20 protein-coding genes are annotated in these 23,104 nt (G+C 71.5%); 12 read left to right on the top strand and 8 right to left on the bottom strand.

The window, feature by feature from the left end; all coding sequences use genetic code 11:
• Positions 1-4 precede the first annotated feature (4 nt).
• The 4 genes from speB to ACIPSJ_RS24230 are packed head-to-tail and all read left to right on the top strand — an operon-like array spanning position 5 to position 3,589.
• Positions 5-973: an agmatinase gene (gene speB, locus ACIPSJ_RS24245; protein ID WP_401348767.1), complete on the top strand. Its 969-nt coding sequence runs from the start codon at positions 5-7 to the stop codon at positions 971-973.
• Positions 970-2,538 (top strand): cytosine permease, encoded by a 1,569-nt coding sequence (locus tag ACIPSJ_RS24240; protein ID WP_355724111.1) that lies wholly within the window; start codon positions 970-972, stop codon positions 2,536-2,538. Before speB ends, ACIPSJ_RS24240 begins: the two co-directional genes overlap by 4 nt.
• A gap of 5 nt (positions 2,539-2,543) precedes the next feature.
• Complete coding sequence (locus tag ACIPSJ_RS24235) at positions 2,544-3,197, top strand: cyclase family protein (protein WP_401348764.1); 654 nt, start codon at positions 2,544-2,546, stop codon at positions 3,195-3,197.
• Positions 3,194-3,589, top strand: a complete 396-nt coding sequence (locus ACIPSJ_RS24230; RefSeq protein ID WP_401348761.1) for a nuclear transport factor 2 family protein — start codon at positions 3,194-3,196, stop codon at positions 3,587-3,589. The genes ACIPSJ_RS24235 and ACIPSJ_RS24230 overlap by 4 nt, the downstream gene beginning before the upstream one ends.
• A 52-nt stretch (positions 3,590-3,641) precedes the next feature.
• Here the strand turns inward: ACIPSJ_RS24230 and ACIPSJ_RS24225 are convergent, their stop codons facing one another.
• Entirely contained in the window at positions 3,642-4,559 is a 918-nt protein-coding gene (locus ACIPSJ_RS24225) for an MBL fold metallo-hydrolase (protein WP_401348758.1), read from the bottom strand.
• 101 nt (positions 4,560-4,660) lie between these two features.
• On the opposite strand from ACIPSJ_RS24225, the gene ACIPSJ_RS24220 reads away from it, so the two are divergent.
• Positions 4,661-5,617, top strand: coding sequence for an AraC family transcriptional regulator (locus ACIPSJ_RS24220; protein WP_401348756.1), 957 nt, complete (start codon positions 4,661-4,663; stop codon positions 5,615-5,617).
• Between the two features lie 86 nt (positions 5,618-5,703).
• On the opposite strand, the gene ACIPSJ_RS24215 is transcribed toward ACIPSJ_RS24220, so the two are convergent.
• Positions 5,704-6,363, bottom strand: a complete 660-nt coding sequence (locus ACIPSJ_RS24215; RefSeq protein WP_401348753.1) for a VC0807 family protein — start codon at positions 6,361-6,363, stop codon at positions 5,704-5,706.
• A 91-nt stretch (positions 6,364-6,454) separates the two neighbouring features.
• Here ACIPSJ_RS24215 and ACIPSJ_RS24210 point away from each other — a divergent pair, with 91 nt between their 5' ends.
• Positions 6,455-7,060, top strand: a complete 606-nt coding sequence (locus ACIPSJ_RS24210) for a TetR/AcrR family transcriptional regulator (RefSeq protein ID WP_401348751.1) — start codon at positions 6,455-6,457, stop codon at positions 7,058-7,060.
• A 39-nt stretch (positions 7,061-7,099) separates the two neighbouring features.
• On the opposite strand, the gene ACIPSJ_RS24205 is transcribed toward ACIPSJ_RS24210, so the two are convergent.
• Positions 7,100-8,038 (bottom strand): Ig-like domain-containing protein, encoded by a 939-nt coding sequence (locus ACIPSJ_RS24205; protein WP_401350066.1) that lies wholly within the window; start codon positions 8,036-8,038, stop codon positions 7,100-7,102.
• A gap of 193 nt (positions 8,039-8,231) precedes the next feature.
• Positions 8,232-8,672: a VOC family protein gene (locus tag ACIPSJ_RS24200; RefSeq protein ID WP_359217938.1), complete on the bottom strand. Its 441-nt coding sequence runs from the start codon at positions 8,670-8,672 to the stop codon at positions 8,232-8,234.
• A 136-nt stretch (positions 8,673-8,808) separates the two neighbouring features.
• Here ACIPSJ_RS24200 and ACIPSJ_RS24195 point away from each other — a divergent pair, with 136 nt between their 5' ends.
• Positions 8,809-9,183: a hypothetical protein gene (locus ACIPSJ_RS24195; RefSeq protein ID WP_401348749.1), complete on the top strand. Its 375-nt coding sequence runs from the start codon at positions 8,809-8,811 to the stop codon at positions 9,181-9,183.
• 86 nt (positions 9,184-9,269) lie between these two features.
• Here ACIPSJ_RS24195 and ACIPSJ_RS24190 read toward each other — a convergent pair whose 3' ends face one another.
• The 3 genes from ACIPSJ_RS24190 to ACIPSJ_RS24180 form a co-directional block, all read right to left on the bottom strand.
• Positions 9,270-13,511, bottom strand: coding sequence for a discoidin domain-containing protein (locus tag ACIPSJ_RS24190; protein ID WP_401348746.1), 4,242 nt, complete (start codon positions 13,509-13,511; stop codon positions 9,270-9,272).
• Positions 13,512-13,769: 258 nt separating this feature from the next.
• On the bottom strand, positions 13,770-13,985 hold the full coding sequence (locus tag ACIPSJ_RS24185) for a DUF4177 domain-containing protein (protein WP_046728804.1): 216 nt from the start codon (positions 13,983-13,985) through the stop codon (positions 13,770-13,772).
• A 105-nt stretch (positions 13,986-14,090) separates the two neighbouring features.
• Positions 14,091-14,594 (bottom strand): DUF1203 domain-containing protein, encoded by a 504-nt coding sequence (locus tag ACIPSJ_RS24180; protein WP_401348743.1) that lies wholly within the window; start codon positions 14,592-14,594, stop codon positions 14,091-14,093.
• Positions 14,595-15,041: 447 nt separating this feature from the next.
• Between ACIPSJ_RS24180 and ACIPSJ_RS24175 the strand changes: the two genes are divergently transcribed.
• Complete coding sequence (locus tag ACIPSJ_RS24175; RefSeq protein ID WP_359217947.1) at positions 15,042-15,461, top strand: DUF485 domain-containing protein; 420 nt, start codon at positions 15,042-15,044, stop codon at positions 15,459-15,461.
• Complete coding sequence (locus tag ACIPSJ_RS24170) at positions 15,458-17,074, top strand: cation acetate symporter (RefSeq protein ID WP_401348741.1); 1,617 nt, start codon at positions 15,458-15,460, stop codon at positions 17,072-17,074. Before ACIPSJ_RS24175 ends, ACIPSJ_RS24170 begins: the two co-directional genes overlap by 4 nt.
• A gap of 78 nt (positions 17,075-17,152) precedes the next feature.
• Here ACIPSJ_RS24170 and ACIPSJ_RS24165 read toward each other — a convergent pair whose 3' ends face one another.
• A complete protein-coding gene (locus ACIPSJ_RS24165) occupies positions 17,153-17,365 on the bottom strand; it encodes a hypothetical protein (RefSeq protein ID WP_359217950.1) in 213 nt (70 codons plus the stop codon).
• A gap of 372 nt (positions 17,366-17,737) precedes the next feature.
• Between ACIPSJ_RS24165 and ACIPSJ_RS24160 the strand changes: the two genes are divergently transcribed.
• From ACIPSJ_RS24160 to ACIPSJ_RS24150, 3 genes are all read left to right on the top strand, one after another.
• Positions 17,738-19,195 (top strand): catalase, encoded by a 1,458-nt coding sequence (locus ACIPSJ_RS24160; protein ID WP_401348739.1) that lies wholly within the window; start codon positions 17,738-17,740, stop codon positions 19,193-19,195.
• 209 nt (positions 19,196-19,404) lie between these two features.
• The gene (locus ACIPSJ_RS24155; RefSeq protein WP_401348738.1) at positions 19,405-20,985 is read left to right on the top strand and encodes a serine/threonine-protein kinase; all 1,581 of its coding nucleotides are present in this window, start codon (positions 19,405-19,407) and stop codon (positions 20,983-20,985) included.
• A gap of 216 nt (positions 20,986-21,201) precedes the next feature.
• Entirely contained in the window at positions 21,202-23,055 is a 1,854-nt protein-coding gene (locus ACIPSJ_RS24150) for an arabinofuranosidase catalytic domain-containing protein (protein ID WP_401348737.1), read from the top strand.
• The last annotated feature ends 49 nt before the right edge of the window (positions 23,056-23,104 follow it).

Genomic DNA, 23,104 nt, shown 5'->3' with positions numbered 1-23,104 from the left:
CCCGATGACGACCGAGCCCCGTGGACCCGTGGATTCCTCCCGTGTCCCCCGCTACGCGGGACCGGCGACCTTCGCCCGGCTGCCGCGGCTGGACGAGGTGGCGCGGGCCGACATCGCCGTCGTCGGCGTCCCCTTCGACACCGGTGTCTCCTACCGGCCCGGCGCCCGGTTCGCCCCGGCGGCGGTGCGCGAGGCGTCCCGGCTGCTGCGCCCCTACCACCCGGGTCTCGACGTGTCGCCGTTCGCGGCGGCGCAGGTCGCCGACGCCGGCGACATCCCGGTGAACCCCTTCGACATCAACGAGGCGATCGAGACCGTCGAGGAGGAGGCGGGCCGGCTCCAGTCCGAGGGCGCGAAGCTGGTCACCATCGGCGGCGACCACACCATCGCGCTGCCGCTGCTGCGCGCCGTGTCCAAGCGGCACGGCCCGGTCGCCGTCCTCCACTTCGACGCGCACCTCGACACCTGGGACACCTACTTCGGTGCCGAGTACACCCACGGCACCCCGTTCCGCCGCGCCGTGGAGGAGGGCATCGTCGACACCGAGGCGCTCAGCCACGTCGGCACCCGCGGCCCCCTGTACGGCAAGCGGGACCTGGAGGAGGACCGTCGCCTCGGCTTCGGCATCGTCACCTCCTCCGACGTACTGCGCCGGGGCGTCGACGAGACCGTGGACGCGCTGCGGCAGCGCATCGGCGACCGGCCGCTGTACGTCTCCGTCGACATCGACGTCCTCGACCCCGCACACGCCCCCGGCACCGGTACCCCGGAAGCCGGCGGCATGACCTCGCGTGAGCTGCTGGAGATCCTGCGCGGCCTGGCCGGTCTCAACCTGGTCGGCGGTGACATCGTCGAGGTGGCACCCGCCTACGACCACGCCGACATCACCTCGTTCGCCGCGTCCCACGTGGCCTACGACCTGATCAGCCTGTTGACCCTGGACTCCGCCGTCCCCCGCGAGGAGCAGAGATGACCACCAGCCCCCAAGGGGAGCAGCACGACGCCCCGGCGCTGACCGAGATCGAGACCTACGGCGTCGAGCGCATCCCCGACGCCGACCGCACCGCCCGGCCGCTGGACCTGTTCCGGGTGGCCTTCGGCGGCGCGAACACCTTCGCCACCTGTGTCCTCGGCGCCTTCCCGATCCTGTTCGGGCTGTCCTTCTGGCAGGGCCTGGCGGCCACCGGCCTCGGCCTGGCCGTCGGCGCGCTGATCCTCGCCCCGCTGGCCGTGTTCGGACCGCTGAACGGCACCAACAACTCGGTGTCCTCCTCCGCCCACCTGGGCGTGCACGGCCGGGTCGTCGGCTCGTTCCTCTCCCTGCTGACGGCGGTCGCCTTCTTCTCCATCTCCGTGTGGTCCTCCGGCGACGCCCTCGTGGGCGGCGCGCACCGAATGTTCCACCTGCCGACCAACGACGGTGTGTACGCGCTCGCGTACGGGCTGTTCGCGGCGCTGGTGCTGACGGTGTGCATCTACGGCTTCCGGTTCATGCTCTTCGTGAACAAGATCGCGGTCGCCGCGGCCTCCCTGCTCTTCGTCCTCGGCCTGTTCGCGTTCGGCGGCGACTTCGACGCCGGCTACCAGGGCAGCTTCCACTCGCTGAGCACGCCCGGTTTCTGGCCGGCGTTCATCGGCTCCGCGCTGATCGTGCTCTCCAACCCGGTCTCGTTCGGTGCCTTCCTCGGTGACTGGGCCCGCTACATCCCCGCCGACACCCCGCGCCGCCGGGTCATGGGCGCCGCCTTCCTCTCCCAGATCGCGACGATCCTGCCGTTCTTCTTCGGCCTGGCAACCGCCTCGATCATCGCCGCGAAGGCGGGGAAGTTCCTCGACCCGAGCGCCCCGGACTACGTCGGCGGCCTGCTCGCCGTCTCGCCGTCCTGGTACTTCCTGCCGGTCTGTCTGCTCGCGCTGATCGGCGGCATGTCCACCGGCACCACCTCGCTGTACGGCACCGGCCTGGACTTCGCCAGCGTCTTCCCCCGGTTCAGCCGGGTGCAGGCGACCGTGTTCATCGGTGTCCTGTCGATCTCCTTCATCTTCGTCGGCCGGTTCGCCGCCAACCTGACCCAGTCCATCTCCACCTTCGCGACGCTGATCATCGTCTGCACCGCGCCGTGGATGGTCATCATGACCCTGGGCTTCCTCACCCGTCGCGGCTGGTACGACCCCGACTCGCTACAGGTCTTCAACCGCCGTCAGCGGGGCGGCCGTTACTGGTTCACGCACGGCTGGAACTGGCGCGGTATGGCCGCCTGGCTGGCCTCCGCCCTGCTCGCGGTCCAGTTCGTCAACCTGCCCGGCCAGTTCGTCGGTTCCCTGGGCGACCTCGCGGGCGGCGTGGACATCTCCCTGCCGGTCGGCCTCGGCCTGGCCGCGATCAGCTACCTCGCGCTGCTGTGGCTGTTCCCCGAGCCGCGTGCCGTCTTCGGTCCCGAGGGCCCGCGGCTGGTGCGGGCCGTCGACACCCCGGTGCCGCCGATCACCTCCGCCGACGGGTCGACCGTCAGCGTCCCCGAGCCGGCCGAGGTGTGAGCGGGATGCGGCTGATCGACCTGTCCGTGCCCCTGCGTACCGGCATGCCGGTGTACCCCGGGGACCCGGAGGTCGACATCCGGCCCGCGCTCACCGCCGCCGAGGACGGTGTCAACGTCCTGCATCTGCGGATGGGTTCGCAGTCCGGCACCCACGTGGACGCCCCCTCCCACATCGAGGACGGCCTGCCCGCGCTGGACGAGCTGCCGCTGGACCGTTTCGACGGCCCCGCCCACGTGGTCGACGCCCGGGGCCTGCCGCCCCGGGCGGCCATGGGGGCGGAGCTGTTCGCGGACGTGCCCGCGGGCCGGATCGTGCTGCTGGCCACCGGCTGGTCCGCCCACTGGGGCACCGACGCCTACCACGGCCACCCCTACCTGACGGAGGAGGCGGCCGCCCTCCTCGTCGCCCGGGGCGTACGGACCGTAGGGATCGACGCGCTCAGCGTCGATCCCACCCCCGGCGAGACGCTTCCGGCCCACCGCATCCTGTGCGGCGCCGGAGCCGTCATCGCCGAGAACCTCACCAACCTGGCCGAGGTCCTCGACGCCCAGGACGCCGGCCACGACGTCCACGTCAGCCTCTTCCCCCTTCACCTGCCCGGCGCGGACGGCGCACCCGTCCGCGCCGTGGCCCGGATCCCGGAGCCGCAGCCATGACGAACGACCACGACACCGTCCTCGCCGCGGCGGACGCGCTGATCGCCGCCTTCGCCGAGGGCCGCACCGACGACTACTTCGACGCCTTCTCGCCCGACGCCAGCTTCGTCTTCCACACCACCGGCAAGCGGCTGGACTCCACCCAGGAGTACCGCGACCTGTGGCGCACCTGGACCGAGGAGGACGACTTCCGCGTCCTCGCCTGCGACTCGGCGGACCGCCGGCTCCAGCTCTTCGGCGACACCGCCGTCTTCACCCACTCGGTGACCACCCGCGTCTCCACCAAGGCCGGCGAGGAGACGGTGCACGAGCGCGAGACCATCGTCTTCCACCGCACCGGCGACGGCGACTGGCCCGCCGTGCACGAGCACCTGTCGCCCGCGGCCGCCTGACCGGGTCGGTCGGCGGCCGCCCACGAGCCGTCCACCGCCGAGGGGGGAGACGCTAGCGCGCGGTCGTGGCCCAGGCCCCGAGGACGAACCCGCCCTCCCCCCGGCGTACTTCGACGGCGCCCGAGCCGGCGAAGTGCGCGGGGATGAGCAGCTCGCGTTCGTCGGCCGCCCGTTCGAGGATCCGGCTGCGGCTGAGCGCCGCCTGTTCCGGGTCGAGGCAGGCGCCGCTGTTGCAGCAGGGCTGGAGGATCTGCACCGGGCTGTGCACCAGGTCGCCGACGAAGACCGCACGGTCGGTGCCCGACGCGAGGCGCAGCACGGAGGAGCCGGGGGTGTGGCCGGGCGCGGACTCCAGCGTCAGGTGTTCGTCGATGTGGTGCAGGCTGTCCCACAGCACGACCTGTCCGGCCCGGTGCACGGGCGCGACGCTGTCCTCGTAGATCAGTCGGTCGACCTCCCGGAGGCCGTTCCCGCCGGTGTTGCGCGGGCCGTAGTGGAAGTCGTCGGCGGCCGGAACGAGGTACCGGGCGTTGGGAAACGTCGGCACCCACTCCCCGCCCGCGTCGACGGTGTTCCAGCCGACGTGGTCGGCGTGCAGGTGGGTGTTGACGACGACGTCGACGTCCCGCGGCCGCACCCCGGCCCTCGCCAGCCGGCCGAGGAAGTCGCCCTGACGCCGGTGGAACGGCGCCATGCCCGGCCGCTCGCGCCCGTTGCCCACGCCGGTGTCGACGAGCACGGTCCGCCCGGCGCTGCGCACCACCCACGTCTGCAGGGCGAGCACCGCCCGGTCGCTGTGCGGCTCCCAGTGGTCCGGTACCAGCCAGTCCTCGTTCTCCTTCCACACCTCGGGGGGAACCTCCGGGAACATGTCGGAGGTCGGCGCGAACGGCTGCTGCCACTCGACCACCCGGATGACCTCGACATCCCCCAGCACCATGCTCTGCGCACTCTCGGTCTCGTTCGTCATGTGCTTGAGCCTAGGGAGGCCGGGTGAGCCTCTCAATGCGTCCCATGCTCACTGGGATACGCATCCGTCTCACGCGCTTGTACGGGGGATACGCTGGGCGTATGGACGTGGTCAGCGACGCGATCTCCGCCGTACACCTGGGGCACCCCTCCTCGAACCGGGTGCGGATCGGTGGGAGCTGGTGCACGCGGCTGGATCCGTACGACGGCGCGGGCTTCCACGTGGTGCTGCAGGGCGGCTGCTGGCTGCTGCCGGACGGCGGCGCCCCGGTGTCGCTCGGTGTGGGGGACGCCGTTCTGCTGCCCCACGGCACCGGCCATGTGATCGCGGACTCCCCGCTCGACCCGGCGGTCGCGGCGGCGAAGGCGGTGCCGTTCGAGCGCTTGTCCGAGGGGACCGGGCCGCGGGCCCGGCCGCCCGGCCGGGACGCGACGGAGCTGCTCTGCGGCAAGTACCGGCTCGACTGCAGCCGGATGCACCCGCTCATGACGGAACTTCCCGAGGTCGTCCATCTGCCCAGCAGAGTGGGCCGCCACCCCGAACTCCGGGCCGCGATCGACCTGCTCGCCGGCGAGCTGGACGAACGGCGGGCCGGGGCCGGAGTGGCGCTGCCGAGCCTGCTCGACCTGCTCCTCGTCTACATGATCCGCTCCTGGATGGCCGAGACCACGGGAGGAGCCTGGCCCGCCGCGCTGGGCGACCCGGTGACGGCCGCCGCCCTGCGCGCCCTGCACGCGGACCCGGCGGCCCCCTGGGGCAACGACCGCCTGGCCGCGGCGGCGGGCGTCTCCCGCCCGACCCTGGCGCGCCGGTTCACCGCCCTGGTGGGCCGCCCTCCGATGGCGTACCTCACCTGGTGGCGTCTGATCATCGCCGCGGGCCTGCTGCGGGACACCCCCGACACCCTGGCCGCCATCGCGGACCGGGTCGGCTACGGCAGCCCGTACGCCCTGTCCCACGCCTTCGAGAGGGAGTTCGGCCTCACGCCGGGGCGGTACCGGGTCCAGGCCGCGGAGCGCGGGCAAGGTCTCCCGGAAGCCGTCCCTCCGAGGTCGTGATCGCCCGTCCGACTGAAGGACGGACCACGCTACGGCGTCCAGCTGGTCGGGGACCGGTGCGACGCCGGGCCAAGGGCCGTTCACCCTTACCGGGTGCCTCCCCGAACGGGCTCGACCGCGGCCACCGACGGTCGCCCCGAAGCCGTCGCCACAGCGGCGGTGGCCGGGAGCCGGCGGCGCCACAGGAACATCCACACGACGATCGGCCCTAGCACCACGTACTCCAACGCCGGAGTGACCGAGGCGGCCGTCGACACCGGCAGCACGCACACCAGCAGCAGCCGGGCCAGTGCTTCGGCCACAAGTCCCGCGCCCAGGACGAGGGTCTGTGTCCGGTGCGCGCGCAGTCGGCGGGTGTCGCCGGGCGGGTGGCCGTGGAGCTTGCCCGCCAGGTAGGCGGTGGCCGGAGTTCCGCGCAGACAGGTGCCGAGGAACACGAGCCCGGCCAGACCGCTCACCAGCGGGTCGCGCAGGAGCAGCAACCGGGGATCGGCGGTCAGCGCCGCGAAGAGCGCCGAAAGCCCGTACATCAGCAGCATGGTGAACGCGAGGGCGTCGGCGCGGCGGTCGTACAGCGCGGTGGCCGCCAGCCAGGCGGCCGCCACCGCCGACGCGGTCAGCAGGGCGGGCAGTGTGTCCAGGCCGCCGAGGACACCGCCGTAGTACGCGAAGGAGGCGATACCCAGGTCGAGCGCCAGCCGGGCGAGGCGTGCGAAGCGGTGGGGGCGGAGGCGGGACGGTTCCATGGCTTCTCCCGGTCGCGTCGTGGCACTGCGGACTCTTTTTTAGCCTTGCCATGCTAAATAAATAGTAGCACGGTGGTGCTATAAAAGACGGATGCCGAAGATCGTGGATCCCGAGGAGCGCCGCCGCGAGGTCGTGGAGGCCGTCTTCCGGGTCGTCGCCCGGGGCGGAATTCAGCAGGCCACACTCCAGCACGTGGCCGCCGAGGCCGGGCTTGCCATCGGCTCCGTACGGCACTACTTCGACAGCCACTCCGAGCTACTCGCCGCGGCGGCCCGCGAGATGGTGCGGCGGGTGGCGGCCCGGGTTCAGGAGAAGCTGGAGCAGCCCCCCGCCGCCGATCCGCACCGCCTGGTGGAGGAGATCGCGGGCCAGTTCCTGCCCCTGGACCCGGCACGCGCGGACGAGACCGCCGTCTGGCTGGAGTTCGCGGTCGCGGCACGCACCAACCGAGCCCTGCGCCCGACGGCCGCCGAACTCCACGAGGGGCTGAGAGATGTCGCCGCCCGGCTGCTCCGTCGCCTCGGTGTGACCGACCCGGTGGCGGCGGAACACCTGGCAGCCGTCATCGACGGCCTCGCCCTCGACGCCGCGCTCCAGCCGGACCGGCTCCGCCCGGACACGGTCCGCGCGGTCCTGCGCCGCCACCTGGCGCAACTGCCCGCCGTACAGCAGGACGGCCGTACGGACACCCCCTGAACAGAGGGAGCCCGTACGGCCGTCGAGATCAGCCGCGGATCACAGCGTCGTGGTGGTCTGCTCTCCGGATCCACTGCCCGCGAGCCACTGGCTCCAGTCCAGGTTGAAGTCGGCGTAGCCGTTGTCGGCGGGGGCCTTGCCGCGGGGCGAGCCGGTGATGGTGACGGGGTCGCCCTGCTTGACCTGGCCGTAGAACCACTTGGCGTCCGCCAGGGACAGGTGGACACAGCCGTGCGAGCCGCGTGCGCTGCCGCTGCCCGGGTAGGGGTCGCCGGTCGAGTAGTGCACGTACGTGCCGGACTGGGTCAGGTGGATGTCCCAGGGCAGGGTCAGGTCGTAGTAGTTGGGGCTGCCCTTGTCGCAGCTGATGCCGACGCTGCAGGAGGTCATGTGGACCTTCTCCTGCTTGTCGATGACGGCCATCGTGCCGTCCCACGTCGGGTACTGGGCGCTGCCCGCGTTGATCGACAGCGTACGGACCGCCTGGCCGTTGCGGGTGACCTTCATGGTGTGGCCGGTCACCGAGACGTCGGCGCGGACGTCGTCGCCGACCGTGAAGGTGTGGGTGTAACTGTGCACGCCATAGCGTCCGTTGCCGTTGCTGACGCCCGTCATGTCGGCGTCGATCCGGACCTTCGTGCCGGAGGGCCAGTAGTCCTTCGGCCGCCAGTCGGCGCGCTTGTCGCCCATCCAGTGCCAGGCGCCGGCCACCGACTGCGAAGCGCTGACCTTCATGTGCTTCTCGACGGTGGCCCGTGCCTTCTCCGCCACCGGGTTCGTGAAGATCACCGAGATCGGCATGGCCACGCCGACCGTGGTGCCGGTCTGCGGGGTGATCGTCTCCAGCAGCATCGGCGGGCCCGCGGGCTTCGTGGGCGACGGCGAGGCGCTCGCGCTCGGCTTGCCCGATGCCTTCGCGTCCTGCCCGCTCGCCTTGTCGCTGCTGCCCCCGCCGCAGGCGGTGACCCCCACCAACATCGCGACCACACCGAGTGCGATTCCTATGCCGCCCTTGCGCCGTCCCACGCCCTGCCTCGCTCTTCTCACGATTTCCGGTCTCCGGTTCCCGAAGGCCCCCACATTCCTGTGTGACCCCTCGGGCGGGGGTCGCGGTTCCGTGCTGCGCGTAAAGCGTGGATCAAGAATCGGTGTGGGGTCCCTTCGCCGGCCTTCAGCCGAGCTGCTCCGCCAGTCCGACGACGATGTCCTCCGGCCCGCGGACGTAGCAGAGCCGATAGATGTTCTCGAACCGCACGATCTCGCCGACGAGTTCGGCTCCGTGGGCGCACAGGCGGGCGACGACGTCGTCGATGTCGTCGACGGCGAACATGACGCGGCGGAGGCCGAGCGTGTTCGCCGGAGCGTTGTTCGGCTCGGGGGTGATGGCCTTCGGCCGGTGGAACTTCGCCAGCTCCACCCGCCCGTGGCCGTCGGGGACCCGCAGCATGGCGATGTCCTGCCGCACGTCGTCGAGCCCGATGACCCGCTCCGCCCCGCGCCATTCGAGTGGCCCCTTGCCCTCCAGCTCCATCCCGAGTTCCACGAAGAACGCGATGACCGCCTCAAGGTCGTCGACGACGATGAGGACGTTGTCCATCCGCTGGATCGCCATGCTGGGCCTCCTTCACCGGCACGGCCACGGCAGCCGCGTCCGCCCCGGGGACGGAGCCAGTGAGCCGTCCTCGACATCCGCGGCCACATCCCCCCCAACCTCACCTTCCACCCCCGCGCCCTTCTACTGTGGCCCGATGAGGAACGACCGACGTGTCCGCCGCCTCGTGGTGGACGGGGCCGTCTGGAACTGGACCGTCCGGCAGCGGGTGAGGCCCGACTACGCCGACTGCCGCCTGACGCTCTCCTTCTTCCCGGAGGCGTCGGAGGGGAGCGGCCGCCGTCGGCTGTCCCTCGTCTTCGCGCCCGGGCCGGACCGGATCGTCTCGAACTCGTACTTCGAGGCGGGCACGGTCGTGCGGCTTCCCGACCGCAGTTGGCTGAACCTCTACGAGCCGGGAACGGCCCGGCGCCTGTTCGACGCCGCCGCGACCGCTCTGGGGATCCGGGAGCTGGAGCGGGATCTCGAAGTGGACGGCTGGCCCTACTTCGCCGTGGTCCTCAGCGGCTGACGATCCTCGATCGCCGGGACGCGCCTCACGGCGAGGGGGCCGCCCCTGGCGAGGGCGGCCCCGTACCGTTCGGCGTCGTACGGCGGTTACTCGATGTTGATCTTGAAGGTGCTGGTCGTGTTGCGGATGTCCTGGGCGTTGCCGCTCATCCGCAGGTTCCGGAAGGTGGCCTCGCCCACGGCGGGGCCCTGACCGGGTTCCGGCAGCTCGTTGGCCCAGATGCCGAAGCCGGACTTGGCGTCGAAGGTGTCTCCGCTCTTCTTGGAGTCGGTGATGGAGATGTCGGTGAAGATCGTGTCCTTCACCGGGAACTGCGGCTGGCCGCCGACGTAGTTGGTCTGGAACATGACGCCTCCGTAGGTGGAGTCGTCGATGTCCACGTCGTCGACCCGGATCCCCTGGAAGACCTTGGAGGCGGAGAAGGCCCAGATGGCGGGGAAGACCTGGGAGCCCCAGAAGTGTCCGCCGGTCCGGTCCAGGGAGACGTTCTCGATCGTCGTGGGATCGGTGCCGAAGCCGTTCATCGGGTAGCCGAAGTCCAGCGAGGAGATGGTGATCCCGGAGTAGACGAGGGTGTCGGCGACACGGATGTTGCGGAAGGTGTTGTCGTAACCGCCGTAGACGGCGATACCGGCCGCGCGCCAGGTGAGGGTGGAGGTCAGGTTCTCGTAGAGGTTGTTCTTCTCGTCGGCGCCGCCGGCGTCGACGGCCGAGAAGAGCGCGAAGCTGTCGTCGCCCGTGGCGCGGGCGTCGTTGTTGACGACGTGGTTGTCCGTGGAGCCGTTCGTCATGTTGATGCCGTCGGCGAACGTGTCACGGATCCGGGAGTTCGAGATGGTCATGTCGTCGGTGTTGGCGCCCCAGTAGAGGCACACCATGTGCTCGGCCCAGATGTTGTCGATGGTGATGTTCGAGACGTTGGAGAAGTCGAAGACCTTGCCCGGGCCGTCGATCCGGGACGTGTAGTTGCCGAAGTAGGCGAAGCCGGTGAACGTCGAGCCGTCGGCCGTCGATTCGGCGCGGAAGCCGATGTCGGTGTTCTCCTGCGAGGAGGGGGCGTGGAAGCGGGTGAACCACGGGCCCGCGCCGACGACCTTGACCGCCTTGCCGTAGACCTGGAACTTGCCGGCGGTCTCGTAGTCACCGGTGGGCAGGTAGACGCCGACGAGCTTGCCCGTGGTGTCCATGCGGACCTTGTCGAGGGCGTTCTGGACGTCCTGCTGGGTGAAGCCGACCGGGACGGTGTAGGCGGCCGGGTCGGGGTTGGGGGTCGCCGTCGCCTGTTCGGTGTTGATGAAGTCGACGGCGTAGGTGGAGGTGTTGGCCGCGTCCTTCTGGAGGCGGATCCTGGAGCCGGCCGGGACGGTCCTGCCGAGCAGCAGGTTCGCCTCGTCGTAGATGTGGCGCGGGGCACCGGAGCCGGGCGAGTTGCCGGGCGCGGTCTCGTTGCCGTAGAGCCAGGCGTACTTCGAGGTGAGGTCGATGGCCTTGAGGAACTGGCCGTCCACGTAGACGTTCAGGGTCGTGTCGGTGCCGTCGGGGACGGAGAAGCGGGTCACCAGGGTGTTGGTGGCCGCGCGGGTGGTCCACTCGACGTACTGGCCGGTCGCGTCGAGGGTGACCGCCTTGCGGCCGCTCGCCTCGCCGGCGATGTCGCCGATGGTGCGGTTGGGTCCGACGACCTTGGCGCCGCCGCCGACCGTGCCGTCCTCGGCCTCGTACATGTCGTAGGGCATGTCCGCGCCGCGGCCGACGAACAGGTTCTGTGCGGTGGTGTTGTTGGTGCGCTTGACCGGCAGTTCGTTGGTGTCGTCGGCGACGACCGTCGTGACGGTGTACTTGCCGTTGACGGCCGTCCAGGAGCCGAGGCTGATCGGTGCGGTCGTCCGGCCGGCCGCGATGGTGCCGTTGTAGGAGCCGGCGAGCGTCTTGACCGTGGCGCCGCCCGCGTCCTTGACGGTCAGGGTGACACCGTGGGCGCCGGAGGCCGAGTCCACCGTCCCCTGGTTCTTGAGGGCGACCGTGAACGCGACGGGGTCACCGGCCGAGGCGCTGGAGGGCGTCCAGGCGACCGGCGCCGCGACCAGGTCGGAGCTGGCGACGGGCTTGACGACGAGGGCGTCGGAGCGGGTGAAGGTGTTGTTGCCCTCGTTCTGCTCGATGACCTTGTCGGACGGGTCGACCTCGGCGCCGACCGGGTAACTGCCCGCGTCCCGGGTGCCGATGCTCGCGGTGACCGTCGTCGAGGCGCCGGCCGCGAGGGCGGGGACGTCGGCCGTGGCCGTCTTGGTGCCGCCGAGCGTGAAGTCGAGGTCGGTGGCCTTGGACGCCTTGCTGCCGCTGTTGGTGACGGTCGCGGTGAGACTGACGGCGTCCGACTCGACGGGCGCGGCGGGTGCGTTGGTGATGCCGGTGACCTTGAGGTCCGGGTTGGCGGCCGGGGTGCCGATCACCTGCAACTCGGCGACCTGCCCGCCCGGGGCGCCGGTGTTGGAGGCGAACCTGAGCCGGATGTCGGCGGCGGCGCCGGAGACCGGGATGGTCACGGTGTTGCCGGTGGCCGGGTTGAACGTGTAGTCCTTCGCCGCGACGAGGCTGGTGAAGGAGGTCGCGTCCTGGTCGCGGCCGAGCACCTGGATGTTCTGGGTGCGGGTGGACCAGGCCGGGTCCGGGTTGAGCTTGACGACGACCTGGCCGAGGTCGGCATTGGCACCCAGCTCGGTGGTGAGGGTGGCCGGGTAGGCGCCGCCGCCGCTCTCCCAGTAGGTGCCGATCTGACCGTCGTTGGCGTTCGCGGCGACATAGGTGAAGGTGTACGAGGAGGCCTCGACGGGCTTGCCCCGGGCGAGGTCGGAGCCGGTCCCTGAGCCGGGCCGGGTGACACTGCCGGACGCCACCGAGACGTTCCCGGCCGCGTCCTTCGCCTTCACGTAGTAGGTCACCGTGGCCGTCGCCGACGGGGTGTCCGTGTACGTCGTCACGTCGCCCGCCACGCTCTTCACGAGCTGGTCGTCGGCATAGACGTCGTAGCCGGTGACCTGGACGTTGTCGCTGGACGCCTGCCAGGTGAGCTTCACGTCGCTGCCGGACTGCGTGTAGGCGAGGTCGCCGGGCGCGGTGGGCGCCTGGGTGTCTCCGCTCGCCCCCTTGCGGGTGACGCTGTCGCTGTTGGCGGAGACGTTGCCCGCGGCGTCCTTGGCGCGCACGTAGTAGGTGATGTCGCTGCCGGCCGGCTGGGTGTCGGTGTAGGTCAGGACGTTCCCGGCGACGCTCGCCCGCAGCTGCCCGTTGGCGTAGACGTCGTAGCCGGTCACGCCCTTGTCGTCGGTGGCCGCGTTCCAGGTCAGCTTGATCTGCCCGGTGGCCGGCTCGGTGTAGCTCAGGCCGGCCGGCGCGGTGGGGGCCCGGGTGTCGCCGGTCGCCGGGCCGTGGACCTCCAGCTCGGACGCCTGGCCCGCGGGCCAGCCGCTGTTGGCGGTGAAGTACACGCGCACGTACCGCGTGGTGGTCGTGTCGAAGGAGATGGTCGTCGACTGGTCGTCGGAGCTGTCGAAGGTGTACGCCTTCGAGGCCGTGAGGTCGGTGAAGTTCTGGTTGTCGGTCGAGCCCTGGACCTTGAAGGTCTGGCTGCGGCTCGGCCAGCCGCTGGGCAGCCGCAGCGTCACCTGGTTCACCTGGACCGACGCGCCGAGGTCGACCTTGAGCCACTGTGGGAAGGCGTTGTTGGTGCTCTCCCAGTAGGTGTCGCGGTTGCCGTCGCCGGCGTTGGCCGCGCCGTAGACGTCGGCGTGGCCGCTCTCGCTGAAGGTCCTGCCGAGGGCGAGGTTGGGGGTCGCGGCGGCGGTCGTGAGGACCTGCAGCTCGGCGAGCTGGGCGGTGCCGGCCACCGAGTTGGCGGTGAAGTCGGCGCGTACGTACCGGGCGAGGGTCGCGGGGAAGGCGACCTTCACCGTGTTGTCGTTGCCCGGGCCGAAGACGTACCGCGCCGACGACTTGAGGGTGGCGAAGCTCTTTCCGTCCTCGCTGCCCTGAAGTGCCAGTGTCTGCTTGCGGGTCTGCCAGTGCTCGGGCAGGCGCAGCACGACCGCGCGGACCCGCCTGGTCCGCCCGAGGTCGGTCTGCACCCACTGGGCCGACTTCTTTCCGGCCTGCCAGTAGGTGTCGGTGTCACCGTCGGTGGCGTTGGCTGCCGGGTGGGCGCCTTTGACGCCGTCCGCGTCGGTCGCCGCGTGGGCGCCGACGGCGGGCAGGCCCAGCACCATGACGGCGGAGGCGAGCGCGGCGGTGGCGGCGCGCCGTCTCCAGGATCTCGGCTTGTGTCGAGTCATGCGGGGTCACTTCCTGCTCAGGCTCGCGCGCCGGAAGGCGGCGAGGGCGGCTCGTTCCTGGCGGAGTGGTGCAGAAAGATGCGGTGCGCAGATTCTTGCGTCGTTTCATCGAAATATTGCAGAGCAATATGGCCTCGTCTACCGGCAGAACTGAACTCCTTGCGTACTCCCGCGTCGGCAGCCGCCGCTCCAGGTCCCGGAGAAACGACGAACGCCCCCCGAACCCTTGCGGGTCGGGGGGCGTTCGAGGGGCTCTGGTCAGCCGCGCGGGCGCTCGAAGGTGAGCAGCAGACCCTCGACGGCTCCGGGACCTATGCGGCCCTTGACGTCGGCGGACGTGATGGCCTTGAGGGCCCAGCCGTCCTCGGCGTGCTTGTTGAGGACCTTCTCCAGTTTGTCGCTGTCCAGTGCGTCGCCGATCAGCGACTCCCGGAAGGTGACGACCTTGTACTCGTAGGTGTAGGCGCTGCTCATGACTGCGGGTCCTCCTGCCGGCCGGGCCGGATCGGGGTGGATGGGCCAGGGCCAAGACAATCATCCCCGGGTTCCGCCGTGCACAGGTGGCCGCCGTTTTCTCCGTCAGGGGCGGTCGACGCGGAAGTGGAAGCAGCCGAACTCGACGGCGCGCACGTGCACCTGGGCCGTGCGGGGGTCGTGGAAGGCCTCGGTCAGGGCGTGTTCGAAAGCCGCTTGGGCGTCGTCGGGAAGGAGCAGCATGCGGCCGCCGGTGATGTGTCCCCGGTCGTCGTAGCGGCGCAGCACGCGCAGCGCGCCGGGACGGGCCCATGGGTAACCGGAGTTGTCGCTCGCCGGGCCACCGCACTCCTCGGCGTGCACGAAGACCGGCCCCTGTTCGTCGTAGGCCCCGGGATCGGCGCCGGCCTGTGCGGCCCAGCGGCGCAGCGGGGCGTAGGAGACCAGGGCGATGCGCTCTCCCACCGTGCTGGACCGCAGACAGCAGCGCAGGGGCGCGCCGCCCTCGTCGTCCGGGTACGGGCGCGGCGGACGGCCGGCGTCGTCACGGACCCGGAGCTCCTTCAGTGCCGCGGGCGGGATGGGGAGGGGAGGAAAGGCGGTGGTCATGGCGTCCAGCGTGGTGCGGGCGGGGCCGGAACACCGGCGGGAACCGGACGCCGTCCTGCGCGCCCGGGGATCCTCGGCGGAGGGTCCGGCACGCACCGGTGCGTGCCCTGAGGCTCACGAGGTGTGCGACGGCGCACTTTCCGAAGCATTCACGCCACCTCGCACTCCCCGAATGCTTCAGCACCTCCTGGGCAGAGATCCCACGGTCAGCTCCGCACCCGACGGACCGCTCCCGCCGACTCCGGCCGCCCCTCTGGCGGACCACGCCCACGCCGGAGACCATGGCGCCCTGCTCACACGATCGCGACGCACCAGACGGCGTCCCGGACGACCGGCGCAACCGGCTTCGCACGCTCTTCCGACCGCACGGCGTGCGGTCACCCGAACCGCCCTCCCCGCACGCGGTCCGCCGCACCCGGGCCCGGTCCCCTACGAGGAGTCGCCGAAATGTCCTACGATCCCCCCGAGTTACCCACGGGACGACCCCCGTACGACCGCCCGTCCCCCACCTGGTCGACCGAACCGGAGCCGTCCGGTACCCAGTCGGCGATCCCCCGCTCCGGCGCCCACCGCACCCTGCGCCTGCTGCGGCGCGCGTACCGCTGGCAGCGGCGGGTGGCGACCGTCACCGCGCTCGGCTACTTCGCCGCCTTCCTCACCCTGACCGTCAAGGCGCCTTCCCTGATGGCCCGCCCCGGCCCCGGCGGCCTGCCCACCGGCCTGGTGCTGGCCCTCGTGCAGATCCCCGTCACCTGGCTGGCGGTCCTGCTCTACGAGGCCGCCGCGCACCGCTTCGTGGACCCCCTGGCCCGCCGCGCCCGCCGTCTGACGCGGGTGGCCGTCGCGGACCGGGAGCAGGCGCCATGACCGGGTTCGGCGGTTCCGCCCAGTCCTGGTCCCTCGTCGCGTTCTGCTCGGTCGTCGCCCTCACCCTGCTGCTGTGCGTGCTCACCGGCCCGGAGGCGGACGACCTCCCCGAGTTCTACACCGGCTACCGGTCCCTGTCGCCGTTGCGCAACGGGCTCGCCGTCGCCGGTGACTACATCTCGGCGGCCACCGTCCTCACCATCGGGGGGATCATCGCGCTGTGCGGCTACGACGGCATCGTGCTGGCGCTCAGTGCCCTGCTGTCCCTGCTGTTGCTGATGTTCCTGCTGGCCGAACCCCTCCACAACACCGGCCGCTACACGATGGGCGACGCGCTCGCCCGCCGACACCCGGCGCGGTCCGTACGCGTCACGGCCTGCCTGGTCACCCTCGCCGCGCTCGTCCCGATGATGGTCGTACAGCTCGCCGGGGTCGGTGAACTCCTGGCGTACGTCCTCGGGTTCACCGACGCCGGCATGAAGAACGGGTGCGTGGCCGGGGCGGGCGTCCTCATGATCAGTTACGCGGCGCTGGGCGGGATGCCCGGCACGGCGCTGGTCCAGATCATCAAGACGGTGGCGCTGCTCGGCTCCGGGCTGGTGGTGAGCGTGCTGATCCTGCGCCTCTTCGACTGGCAGCCCCAGGCCCTCTTCCACGCGGCGGCCCGGCACAGCGGGGCGGGGCCCGCCTATCTGACCTGGGGCCTGCAGTACTCCGGCAGTCCGCATCCCGCGCTGGACATGGCCAGCACCCAGTGCGCCATCGTGCTCGGCGGTGCCTGCCTGCCGCACGTCACCATGCGGATGTACACGGCGGGCACACCGCGACAGGTGCGCCGGGCCATGTCCTGGGCGGTCTCCTCGGTGACCCTGTTCATCCTGATGCTCACGGTGATCTGCGTCGGCGCCACCGCGCTCGTCGGCCACGACCGCGTCACCGCCGCCGACGCGCACGGCACCACCGCCTACCTGCTCGGCGCCCGCGCCGCGTTCGGCACCGACCTGTCCCGGCCGGAGAGCCTGCTCTTCGCCACCGTCACCACCGCCGTCTTCCTCACCCTGCTGGCCTCCGTCGCCAGCATGACCCTCGCCTGCGCCAACACCCTCGCCCACGACCTGACGGCGTCCCGCGCCACTCCCCCGGCACCGGCCCGGGAACTCGCCCTGGCCCGGTTCAGCGCCCTGGCCGTGGGCGTCCCCACCGTCCTCCTCGCCGTACTCGCCCAGCACCACAGCCTGCAGCCGCTGGCCACGGTCTCCTTCACGCTCGGCGCCTCCGCCATCGCCCCCGCGCTTCTCTACACGCTCTTCTGGCGCCGCTACACGCGCAGGGCACTCCTCGCCACCCTCGTCGTGGGCACCCTCAGCGTGCTCGCCCTGACCCCCGGCACCACCCTGGTCTCCGGGACACCGCTGTCGGCCTTCCCGGACGCCGACTTCGCCTGGTTCCCCTACAACACGCCCGCGCTCGTCTCGGTGCCCGCGGGCTTCCTCGCCGGCTGGCTCACCACCGTGCTGTCCGGCCGCCGGGCCGGCGCCCGCGAACGCAGCCGCTACGAGTCCCACGAGCACCACCTGCTCACCGGCCCGCCGCCCCACCGTTCGCCCCGGTAGTCACCGGCCGGAGCGCGCTCAGGCCCGGGGAAGGCCGCCTGGACGGACCTTCCCCGGGCCTGAGCGGACGGCCGGACGCTACTTCTTCGCCGCGGGCGGGTCCTCCAGGCCGCCGGCCATGGACGTGGCGGCCGCGTTCAGACCCGCCACCGCGGCCTTGGGCAGCGCCCCCGCGACCTTGGTGGCGAGGTCACGGGTGTGACCGGGGGCCGGTCCGTCCGCGGCGTGGGCAGGGGCGGCGAGAGCCACGCCCGTCAGGGCGAGCGCGGCGGCGGTGATGATCCTCTTCATGCCCTCAGGAACGACCGTCCGCGGCCCGGGACACGATGCCTGAGCCGTTCGGCGTCCCGTTCCGGACCGCCGGGGCGAGGCGGGGGCCCGGCGCCGAGCCGTGCCCCGAGTGGCGGCCCCGGCGCGCTGGGACCACGCTGGATGCCGGAGAGAGCCCGGCCGGGCCGCGCCGGCCCGGGTCCCCGGGCGCGCGGTGTTTGCCCCGCGGCCGCAGGGTCACCCGTTCAGCCGGAGCCCGCGGGCTCCGTGGACGACGGACGCGAGCGCACCGGTACGGCGCCGTCCCGAGGCGAGCCCACGGGCGCACTCGCCGGTCCCCGGACACCGCAAGGGCCGTTTCCTCCACTGCTCCATGCGGAGAAAGGCAGAGCCATGACGCAGAAACCACCCCTCACCACCACCGACTCCGGTGCCCCCGTCGAGAGCGACGAGCACTCGCTGACCGTGGGGCCCGGGGGGCCGATCCTGCTCCAGGACGCCTATCTGATCGAGCAGATGGCCCAGTTCAACCGGGAACGCATCCCCGAGCGCCAGCCGCACGCCAAGGGCAGCGGCGCGTTCGGCCACTTCGAGGTGACCGAGGACGTCAGCGCGTACACCATGGCGGGCCTCTTCCAGCCCGGCACCCGCACCGACCTCGTCATCCGCTTCTCGACGGTCGCCGGTGAGCGCGGCAGCCCCGACACCTGGCGCGACCCGCGCGGCTTCGCGGTGAAGTTCTACACCGGCCAGGGCAACTACGACATGGTCGGCAACAACACGCCGGTGTTCTTCGTGAAGGACCCGATGAAGTTCCAGCACTTCATCCGGTCCCAGAAGCGCCGCGCGGACAGCAATCTGCGCGACCACGACATGCAGTGGGACTTCTGGACGCTCTCCCCGGAGTCCGCGCACCAGGTCACCTGGCTGATGGGCGACCGCGGTATCCCCCGGACCTGGCGCCACATGAACGGCTACACCTCCCACACCTACATGTGGATCAACGCCAAGGGCGAGCGGTTCTGGGTGAAGTACCACTTCAAGACCGACCAGGGCATCGAGTTCCTCACCCAGCACGAGGCCGACCAGATGGCCGCCGTCGACACGGACTACCACGTGCGTGACCTGTTCGAGCACATCCGTGACGGCCAGTTCCCGAGCTGGACCCTGTACGTGCAGCTCATGCCGTACGCGGAGGCGGCCGGCTACCGCTTCAACCCGTTCGACCTCACCAAGGTGTGGCCGCACGGCGACTATCCGCTCGTCCCGGTCGGCCGGATGACCCTGGACCGCAATCCGACCGACAACCACGCGGAGATCGAACAGGCGGCGTTCCAGCCCAACAACTTCGTGCCCGGGATCGGGCCCAGCCCCGACCGGATGCTGCTGGCCCGGCTGTTCTCCTACGCGGACGCCCACCGGCACCGGATCGGCGCCAACTACCAGCAGCTCCCGGTGAACGCGCCCGTCGTCGACGTCCACAGCTACTCGAAGGACGGCGCGATGGCCTACCGGAAGACCAGCGATCCGGTGTACGCCCCCAACTCCAAGGGCGGTCCCGCCGCCGACCCCGCGAGCTTCGGCCCGCCGCCCAGCTGGGCGGCGGACGGCGAGATCACCCGTGCCGCCTATGTCTCGCATCCCGAGGACGACGACTGGGGGCAGCCCGGCACCCTGGTGCGGGAGGTGCTGGACGACGCCGCCCGCGACCGGCTGGTCGACAACGTCGTCGGGCATCTCCTCGACGGTGTCACCGAACCCGTCCTGGAGCGCGCCTTCGCGTACTGGTCGAACATCGACGAGACGACCGGCAAGCGCATCGCCGACGGCGTACGCGCCAAGACGGGCTAGCGGGCCGCCCAAGGCGCCGCCCGGCCCCGCCGTCGCGTTCCTTGGACGGCGGGGCCGGGCCGTGTGCTGCCACAGCCCGGGCACAGCCGAACCACGCCAACTGATATGAATACCTCACCGCAGGTCATGTCCACGCGGATGCCAAGGGGGGCTCCGCACGCCGGTGGCGGCCCGCCCGGTTGCGACGCGCTCACCGCCCGGAGACGTTGATGAGAAGTCTGGATCCCTCGGATCCGCCCGCCGTCGGCGGCTACCCGCTGCTGGCGCGGCTCGGGGAGGGCGGCATGGGGCAGGTCTTCCTCTCCCGGACGTCCTCCGGCCGCCCGCTGGCGCTGAAGACGGTACGGAGCGAGTTCGGTCTGGATCCGGGCTTCGAGGAGCGGTTCGCACGCGAGATCGCCAGCAGCGACCAGGTGCGTTCGCCGTGGACGGTCTCGGTGGTCGACTACAGCGCGCCGGGGCAGCGGCCGCAGTGGCTGGCCACGGAGTACGTCGCGGCACCCACCCTGGCCGACCGGGTGCAGCGGCACGGTCCGCTGCCCGAGGCGACCGTCCGGGCCCTGGGCGCGGAGCTCGCCGAGGGGCTCCGGGCCGTGCACCGGGCGGGGCTCGCGCACCGGGACGTGAAACCGTCCAACGTGCTGCTCGCACGCCGACATCCGCTGCTCATCGACTTCGGCATCGCCCGGGCCGCCGACGACACCCGCCACACCCGCACGGGCGGTGTCATCGGCTCGCCCGGGTACATGGCTCCCGAGCAGATCACGGGCGGGGCCTCGGCGGAGCCCGGCGACGTCTTCGCGCTCGCGGCGGTGCTGGTGTACGCGGCCACCGGGCAGGGGCCCTTCCTGCGCCGCGGGGAGGAGCCGTCGGCGGCGCAGCTGCTCTACCGGATCGTCCACGAGGAACCCCGGCTCGACGACGTACCGCCGTCGCTGGTGCCGATACTGACCGACTGTCTCCACAAGGCACCGCGATCCCGCCCCACGGCAGAGGAGTTGATGGAGCGGCTCGGACCGGGTGCCGGGGAGTGGGCCGCGGTTCCGCCGCCGGGTCTGGCCGAGGACCTCGCCGCACGGGAGGCCGAGCTGCGGGCGCTGCCGGCGGCGCCGACCGCCGTCACGGCACCGCCGGTTCCGCCCGCGCCGCCGGGATTCGGGCCGCCGCCGACGGCGTACGGTCCCCCGGAGACCGCCCCTCCTGCCGCCCCTGCCGCTGCCGGGAGCGGGTCGGTACGGATCCGGACGGCTCTCGCGGGCGCGGGCGTGCTGGCCGTGGTCGCGGTCGTCGCCGCAGCGACCTGGTCGGGGTGGGCCGGGGACGGACAGGGCACGCACGGAAAGGCCCCGACCCCGTCCTCATCGTCCTCGTCCGGCTCGACCGCCGCCGACGCGCTGCCGGCCTCCTGGGTGGGGACCTGGCGGGGCTCCGGACCCGGCTCCACCGCGGGCGACGGGGTGTTCACCGCCCGGACGACGGGCGTGTCGGTGACGCTCAAGCTGCACGCGGCGAAGCGGGGCGGTCTGGTGGGCCGTCAGGTCAGCCAGGTGACCGAGGCGGGCAGCGGCGACGACATCGGCTGCACCGAGACCCTGCGGCTGCGGGAGACGCACGCGACGACGATGGTGTTCCAGGCGGTCACCAGCACCCCCACGGATCCCTCGGCCGGTGTCGTGTGCAGGCCGGGCAACCTCTACACCCTCACCAAGGGCGGGGCCGACACCCTGACGCTCGGGGACGAGGGCAGCCAGACGGCCGGATCGCCGTCCCGCCTGCACCGCGTCGGCTGACGGATCCGCAGGAATCCCCCACGCCCGGACACCTACGCACACTTTCAAGCCTGGTCTGAACCAAAAAGGAAACACATATTGACCTGGTCGAACAGGATGCGTAGGTTCCGGGCCGAGCCGGTCGAAGAGCTGTGTCGCCGCGCCGTCGGTGCGGCCCCCCCCACTCCAGCTTCGAAGGGACGTGCCGTGCGTGGATCCCCGCCCGCCTGGAATGTCATGACCGCGCCAAGATTATGGAGGCGGAGGCCACGGGTGGCCGCCGTCCTGGCCGCTCTGGGTCTCGCGCTCGGTCTGCTGCTCGGGTTCCCGGCCGCCTCGCAGGCCGCGGGCTCGCTGCCGTGCGACATCTACGCTGCCGCCGGCACCCCGTGCGTGGCCGCGCACAGCGTCACCCGGGCCCTGCTCGCCTCCTACGACGGCCCGCTCTACCAGGTGACCCGCGTCTCGGACGGCGCGACCGCCGACATCGGGACACTGGCGCAGGGCGGGTACGCGAACGCGGCGGCCCAGGACGCGTTCTGCGCGACCAGCGGCGGCTGCCGGGTGACGCGGATCTACGACCAGAGCGGCCGCCACAACGACCTCACCCCCGGCCCGGCCGGCACCGCCGGCATGGGCGACGACCGGGGTGCCGACGCCTCCGAGATCGCCGTCAGCGCGGGCGGGCACAAGGTGTACGGGCTGTGGATCTCACCGGGCGTCGGATACCGCTACACCGGGGTCGCCTCCGGCGTCGCCGTCAACGGCCGGCCTGAGGGCGCCTACATGGTGGCCAGCGGCACCCATGTCGGATCCGCCTGCTGCTTCGACTACGGCAACGCCGAGCGCACCCCGGCCGACACCGGCAACGGGCACATGGACGCCGTCTCGATCGCCACCACCTGCTACTTCGCCCCCTGCACCGGCAACGGCCCCTGGGTGGAGGCCGACCTGGAGAACGGCATGTTCCAGGGCGACAACGGCTCCAACACGGCCAACCTGGGCAACAGCAGCACCTTCGTCACCGCCGTCCTGAAGAACAACGGGCAGACCAGGTACGCGCTCAAGGGCGGCGACTCCCAGTCGGGCGGGCTGAGTACCTGGTGGGACGGGGCGCTGCCCACCCGGGGCGGCTATCAGCCCATGCAGCAGGAGGGCGGCATCATCCTGGGCATCGGCGGCGACAACAGCAACTGGAACCGGGGCACCTTCTTCGAGGGCGTCATGGTCTCCGGCTATCCCACCGACGCCGCGGAGAACGCCGTCCAGGCGAACATCGTCTCCGTCGGCTACGGCGGCGAGACCGACGTGCCCAACGGTCCGCAGGGCACGATCACCGGGCCGGGCGGCACGTGCGTGGACGTCGCCGCCGACGACACCGGCACCAACGGCGCCGCCGTACAGCTGTGGGACTGCCAGACGTACGCCGAGGACCAGCACTGGACCCACAACCCGGACGGTTCGCTGTCCACCCTCGGCCGGTGCCTCGACATCGAGAACAACGGCACGGCGGGCGGAGCCAAGCTGGAGCTGTGGGACTGCGACGGCGTCGGCGGCCAGAAATGGGTCCAGCAGGCCGACGGCTCCCTCCTCAACCCCCAGTCAGGACGCTGCCTAGACTCCCCCAGCGGCGCCACCGCCAACGGCACCCGCCTGCAGATCTGGGACTGCAACGGCGCCACCGCGCAGAAGTTCTCGGTGAACGGGGGCGGGCCGGTCAAGGGACCGGGCGGCACCTGCGTGGACGTCGCCGCCGACGACACCGGCACCAACGGCGCCGCCGTACAACTGTGGGGCTGCCAGACGTACGCGATCGACCAGCACTGGTACCACCGGTCCGACAACACGCTGTCCACGCTGGGACGTTGCCTGGACATCGTGGGCAACGGCACGGCGAACGGCACCAAGGTCGAGCTGTGGGACTGCGACGGCGTCGGCGGCCAGAAATGGGTCCAGCAGGCCGACGGCTCCCTCCTCAACCCCCAGTCAGGACGCTGCCTCGACTCCCCCAACGGCGCCACCGCCAACGGCACCCGCCTGCAGATCTGGGACTGCAACGGCGCCGACGCACAGAAGTTCGGTCTGAGCTGAGCGGGGGCCTGGCGCTTTTCCGTCGAAGGGTGTCACTCATGCCACTGGG

It is taken from the genome of Streptomyces sp. NPDC090088 (assembly GCF_044747345.1).
GTDB lineage: Bacteria > Actinomycetota > Actinomycetes > Streptomycetales > Streptomycetaceae > Streptomyces.
The sequence above is the reverse complement of the archived record's forward strand: the minus strand, read 5'-3'. Positions and strand labels throughout refer to the sequence as shown.

What these genes read in the sequence shown, in the direction of transcription:
- ACIPSJ_RS24185 (WP_046728804.1), bottom strand. Translation starts at nt 13,985, where the DNA reads ATGAGCAGCGCCTACACCTACGAGTACAAGGTCGTCACCTTCCGGGAG.
- ACIPSJ_RS24150 (WP_401348737.1), top strand. Translation starts at nt 21,202, where the DNA reads ATGACCGCGCCAAGATTATGGAGGCGGAGGCCACGGGTGGCCGCCGTC.
- ACIPSJ_RS24205 (WP_401350066.1), bottom strand. Translation starts at nt 8,038, where the DNA reads ATGTTGGTGGGGGTCACCGCCTGCGGCGGGGGCAGCAGCGACAAGGCG.
- ACIPSJ_RS24175 (WP_359217947.1), top strand. Translation starts at nt 15,042, where the DNA reads ATGTCCTACGATCCCCCCGAGTTACCCACGGGACGACCCCCGTACGAC.
- ACIPSJ_RS24230 (WP_401348761.1), top strand. Translation starts at nt 3,194, where the DNA reads ATGACGAACGACCACGACACCGTCCTCGCCGCGGCGGACGCGCTGATC.
- ACIPSJ_RS24210 (WP_401348751.1), top strand. Translation starts at nt 6,455, where the DNA reads ATGCCGAAGATCGTGGATCCCGAGGAGCGCCGCCGCGAGGTCGTGGAG.
- speB (WP_401348767.1), top strand. Translation starts at nt 5, where the DNA reads ATGACGACCGAGCCCCGTGGACCCGTGGATTCCTCCCGTGTCCCCCGC.
- ACIPSJ_RS24160 (WP_401348739.1), top strand. Translation starts at nt 17,738, where the DNA reads ATGACGCAGAAACCACCCCTCACCACCACCGACTCCGGTGCCCCCGTC.
- ACIPSJ_RS24235 (WP_401348764.1), top strand. Translation starts at nt 2,544, where the DNA reads ATGCGGCTGATCGACCTGTCCGTGCCCCTGCGTACCGGCATGCCGGTG.
- ACIPSJ_RS24240 (WP_355724111.1), top strand. Translation starts at nt 970, where the DNA reads ATGACCACCAGCCCCCAAGGGGAGCAGCACGACGCCCCGGCGCTGACC.
- ACIPSJ_RS24165 (WP_359217950.1), bottom strand. Translation starts at nt 17,365, where the DNA reads ATGAAGAGGATCATCACCGCCGCCGCGCTCGCCCTGACGGGCGTGGCT.
- ACIPSJ_RS24200 (WP_359217938.1), bottom strand. Translation starts at nt 8,672, where the DNA reads ATGGCGATCCAGCGGATGGACAACGTCCTCATCGTCGTCGACGACCTT.
- ACIPSJ_RS24215 (WP_401348753.1), bottom strand. Translation starts at nt 6,363, where the DNA reads ATGGAACCGTCCCGCCTCCGCCCCCACCGCTTCGCACGCCTCGCCCGG.
- ACIPSJ_RS24170 (WP_401348741.1), top strand. Translation starts at nt 15,458, where the DNA reads ATGACCGGGTTCGGCGGTTCCGCCCAGTCCTGGTCCCTCGTCGCGTTC.
- ACIPSJ_RS24190 (WP_401348746.1), bottom strand. Translation starts at nt 13,511, where the DNA reads ATGACTCGACACAAGCCGAGATCCTGGAGACGGCGCGCCGCCACCGCC.
- ACIPSJ_RS24155 (WP_401348738.1), top strand. Translation starts at nt 19,405, where the DNA reads ATGAGAAGTCTGGATCCCTCGGATCCGCCCGCCGTCGGCGGCTACCCG.
- ACIPSJ_RS24180 (WP_401348743.1), bottom strand. Translation starts at nt 14,594, where the DNA reads ATGACCACCGCCTTTCCTCCCCTCCCCATCCCGCCCGCGGCACTGAAG.
- ACIPSJ_RS24220 (WP_401348756.1), top strand. Translation starts at nt 4,661, where the DNA reads ATGGACGTGGTCAGCGACGCGATCTCCGCCGTACACCTGGGGCACCCC.
- ACIPSJ_RS24195 (WP_401348749.1), top strand. Translation starts at nt 8,809, where the DNA reads ATGAGGAACGACCGACGTGTCCGCCGCCTCGTGGTGGACGGGGCCGTC.
- ACIPSJ_RS24225 (WP_401348758.1), bottom strand. Translation starts at nt 4,559, where the DNA reads ATGACGAACGAGACCGAGAGTGCGCAGAGCATGGTGCTGGGGGATGTC.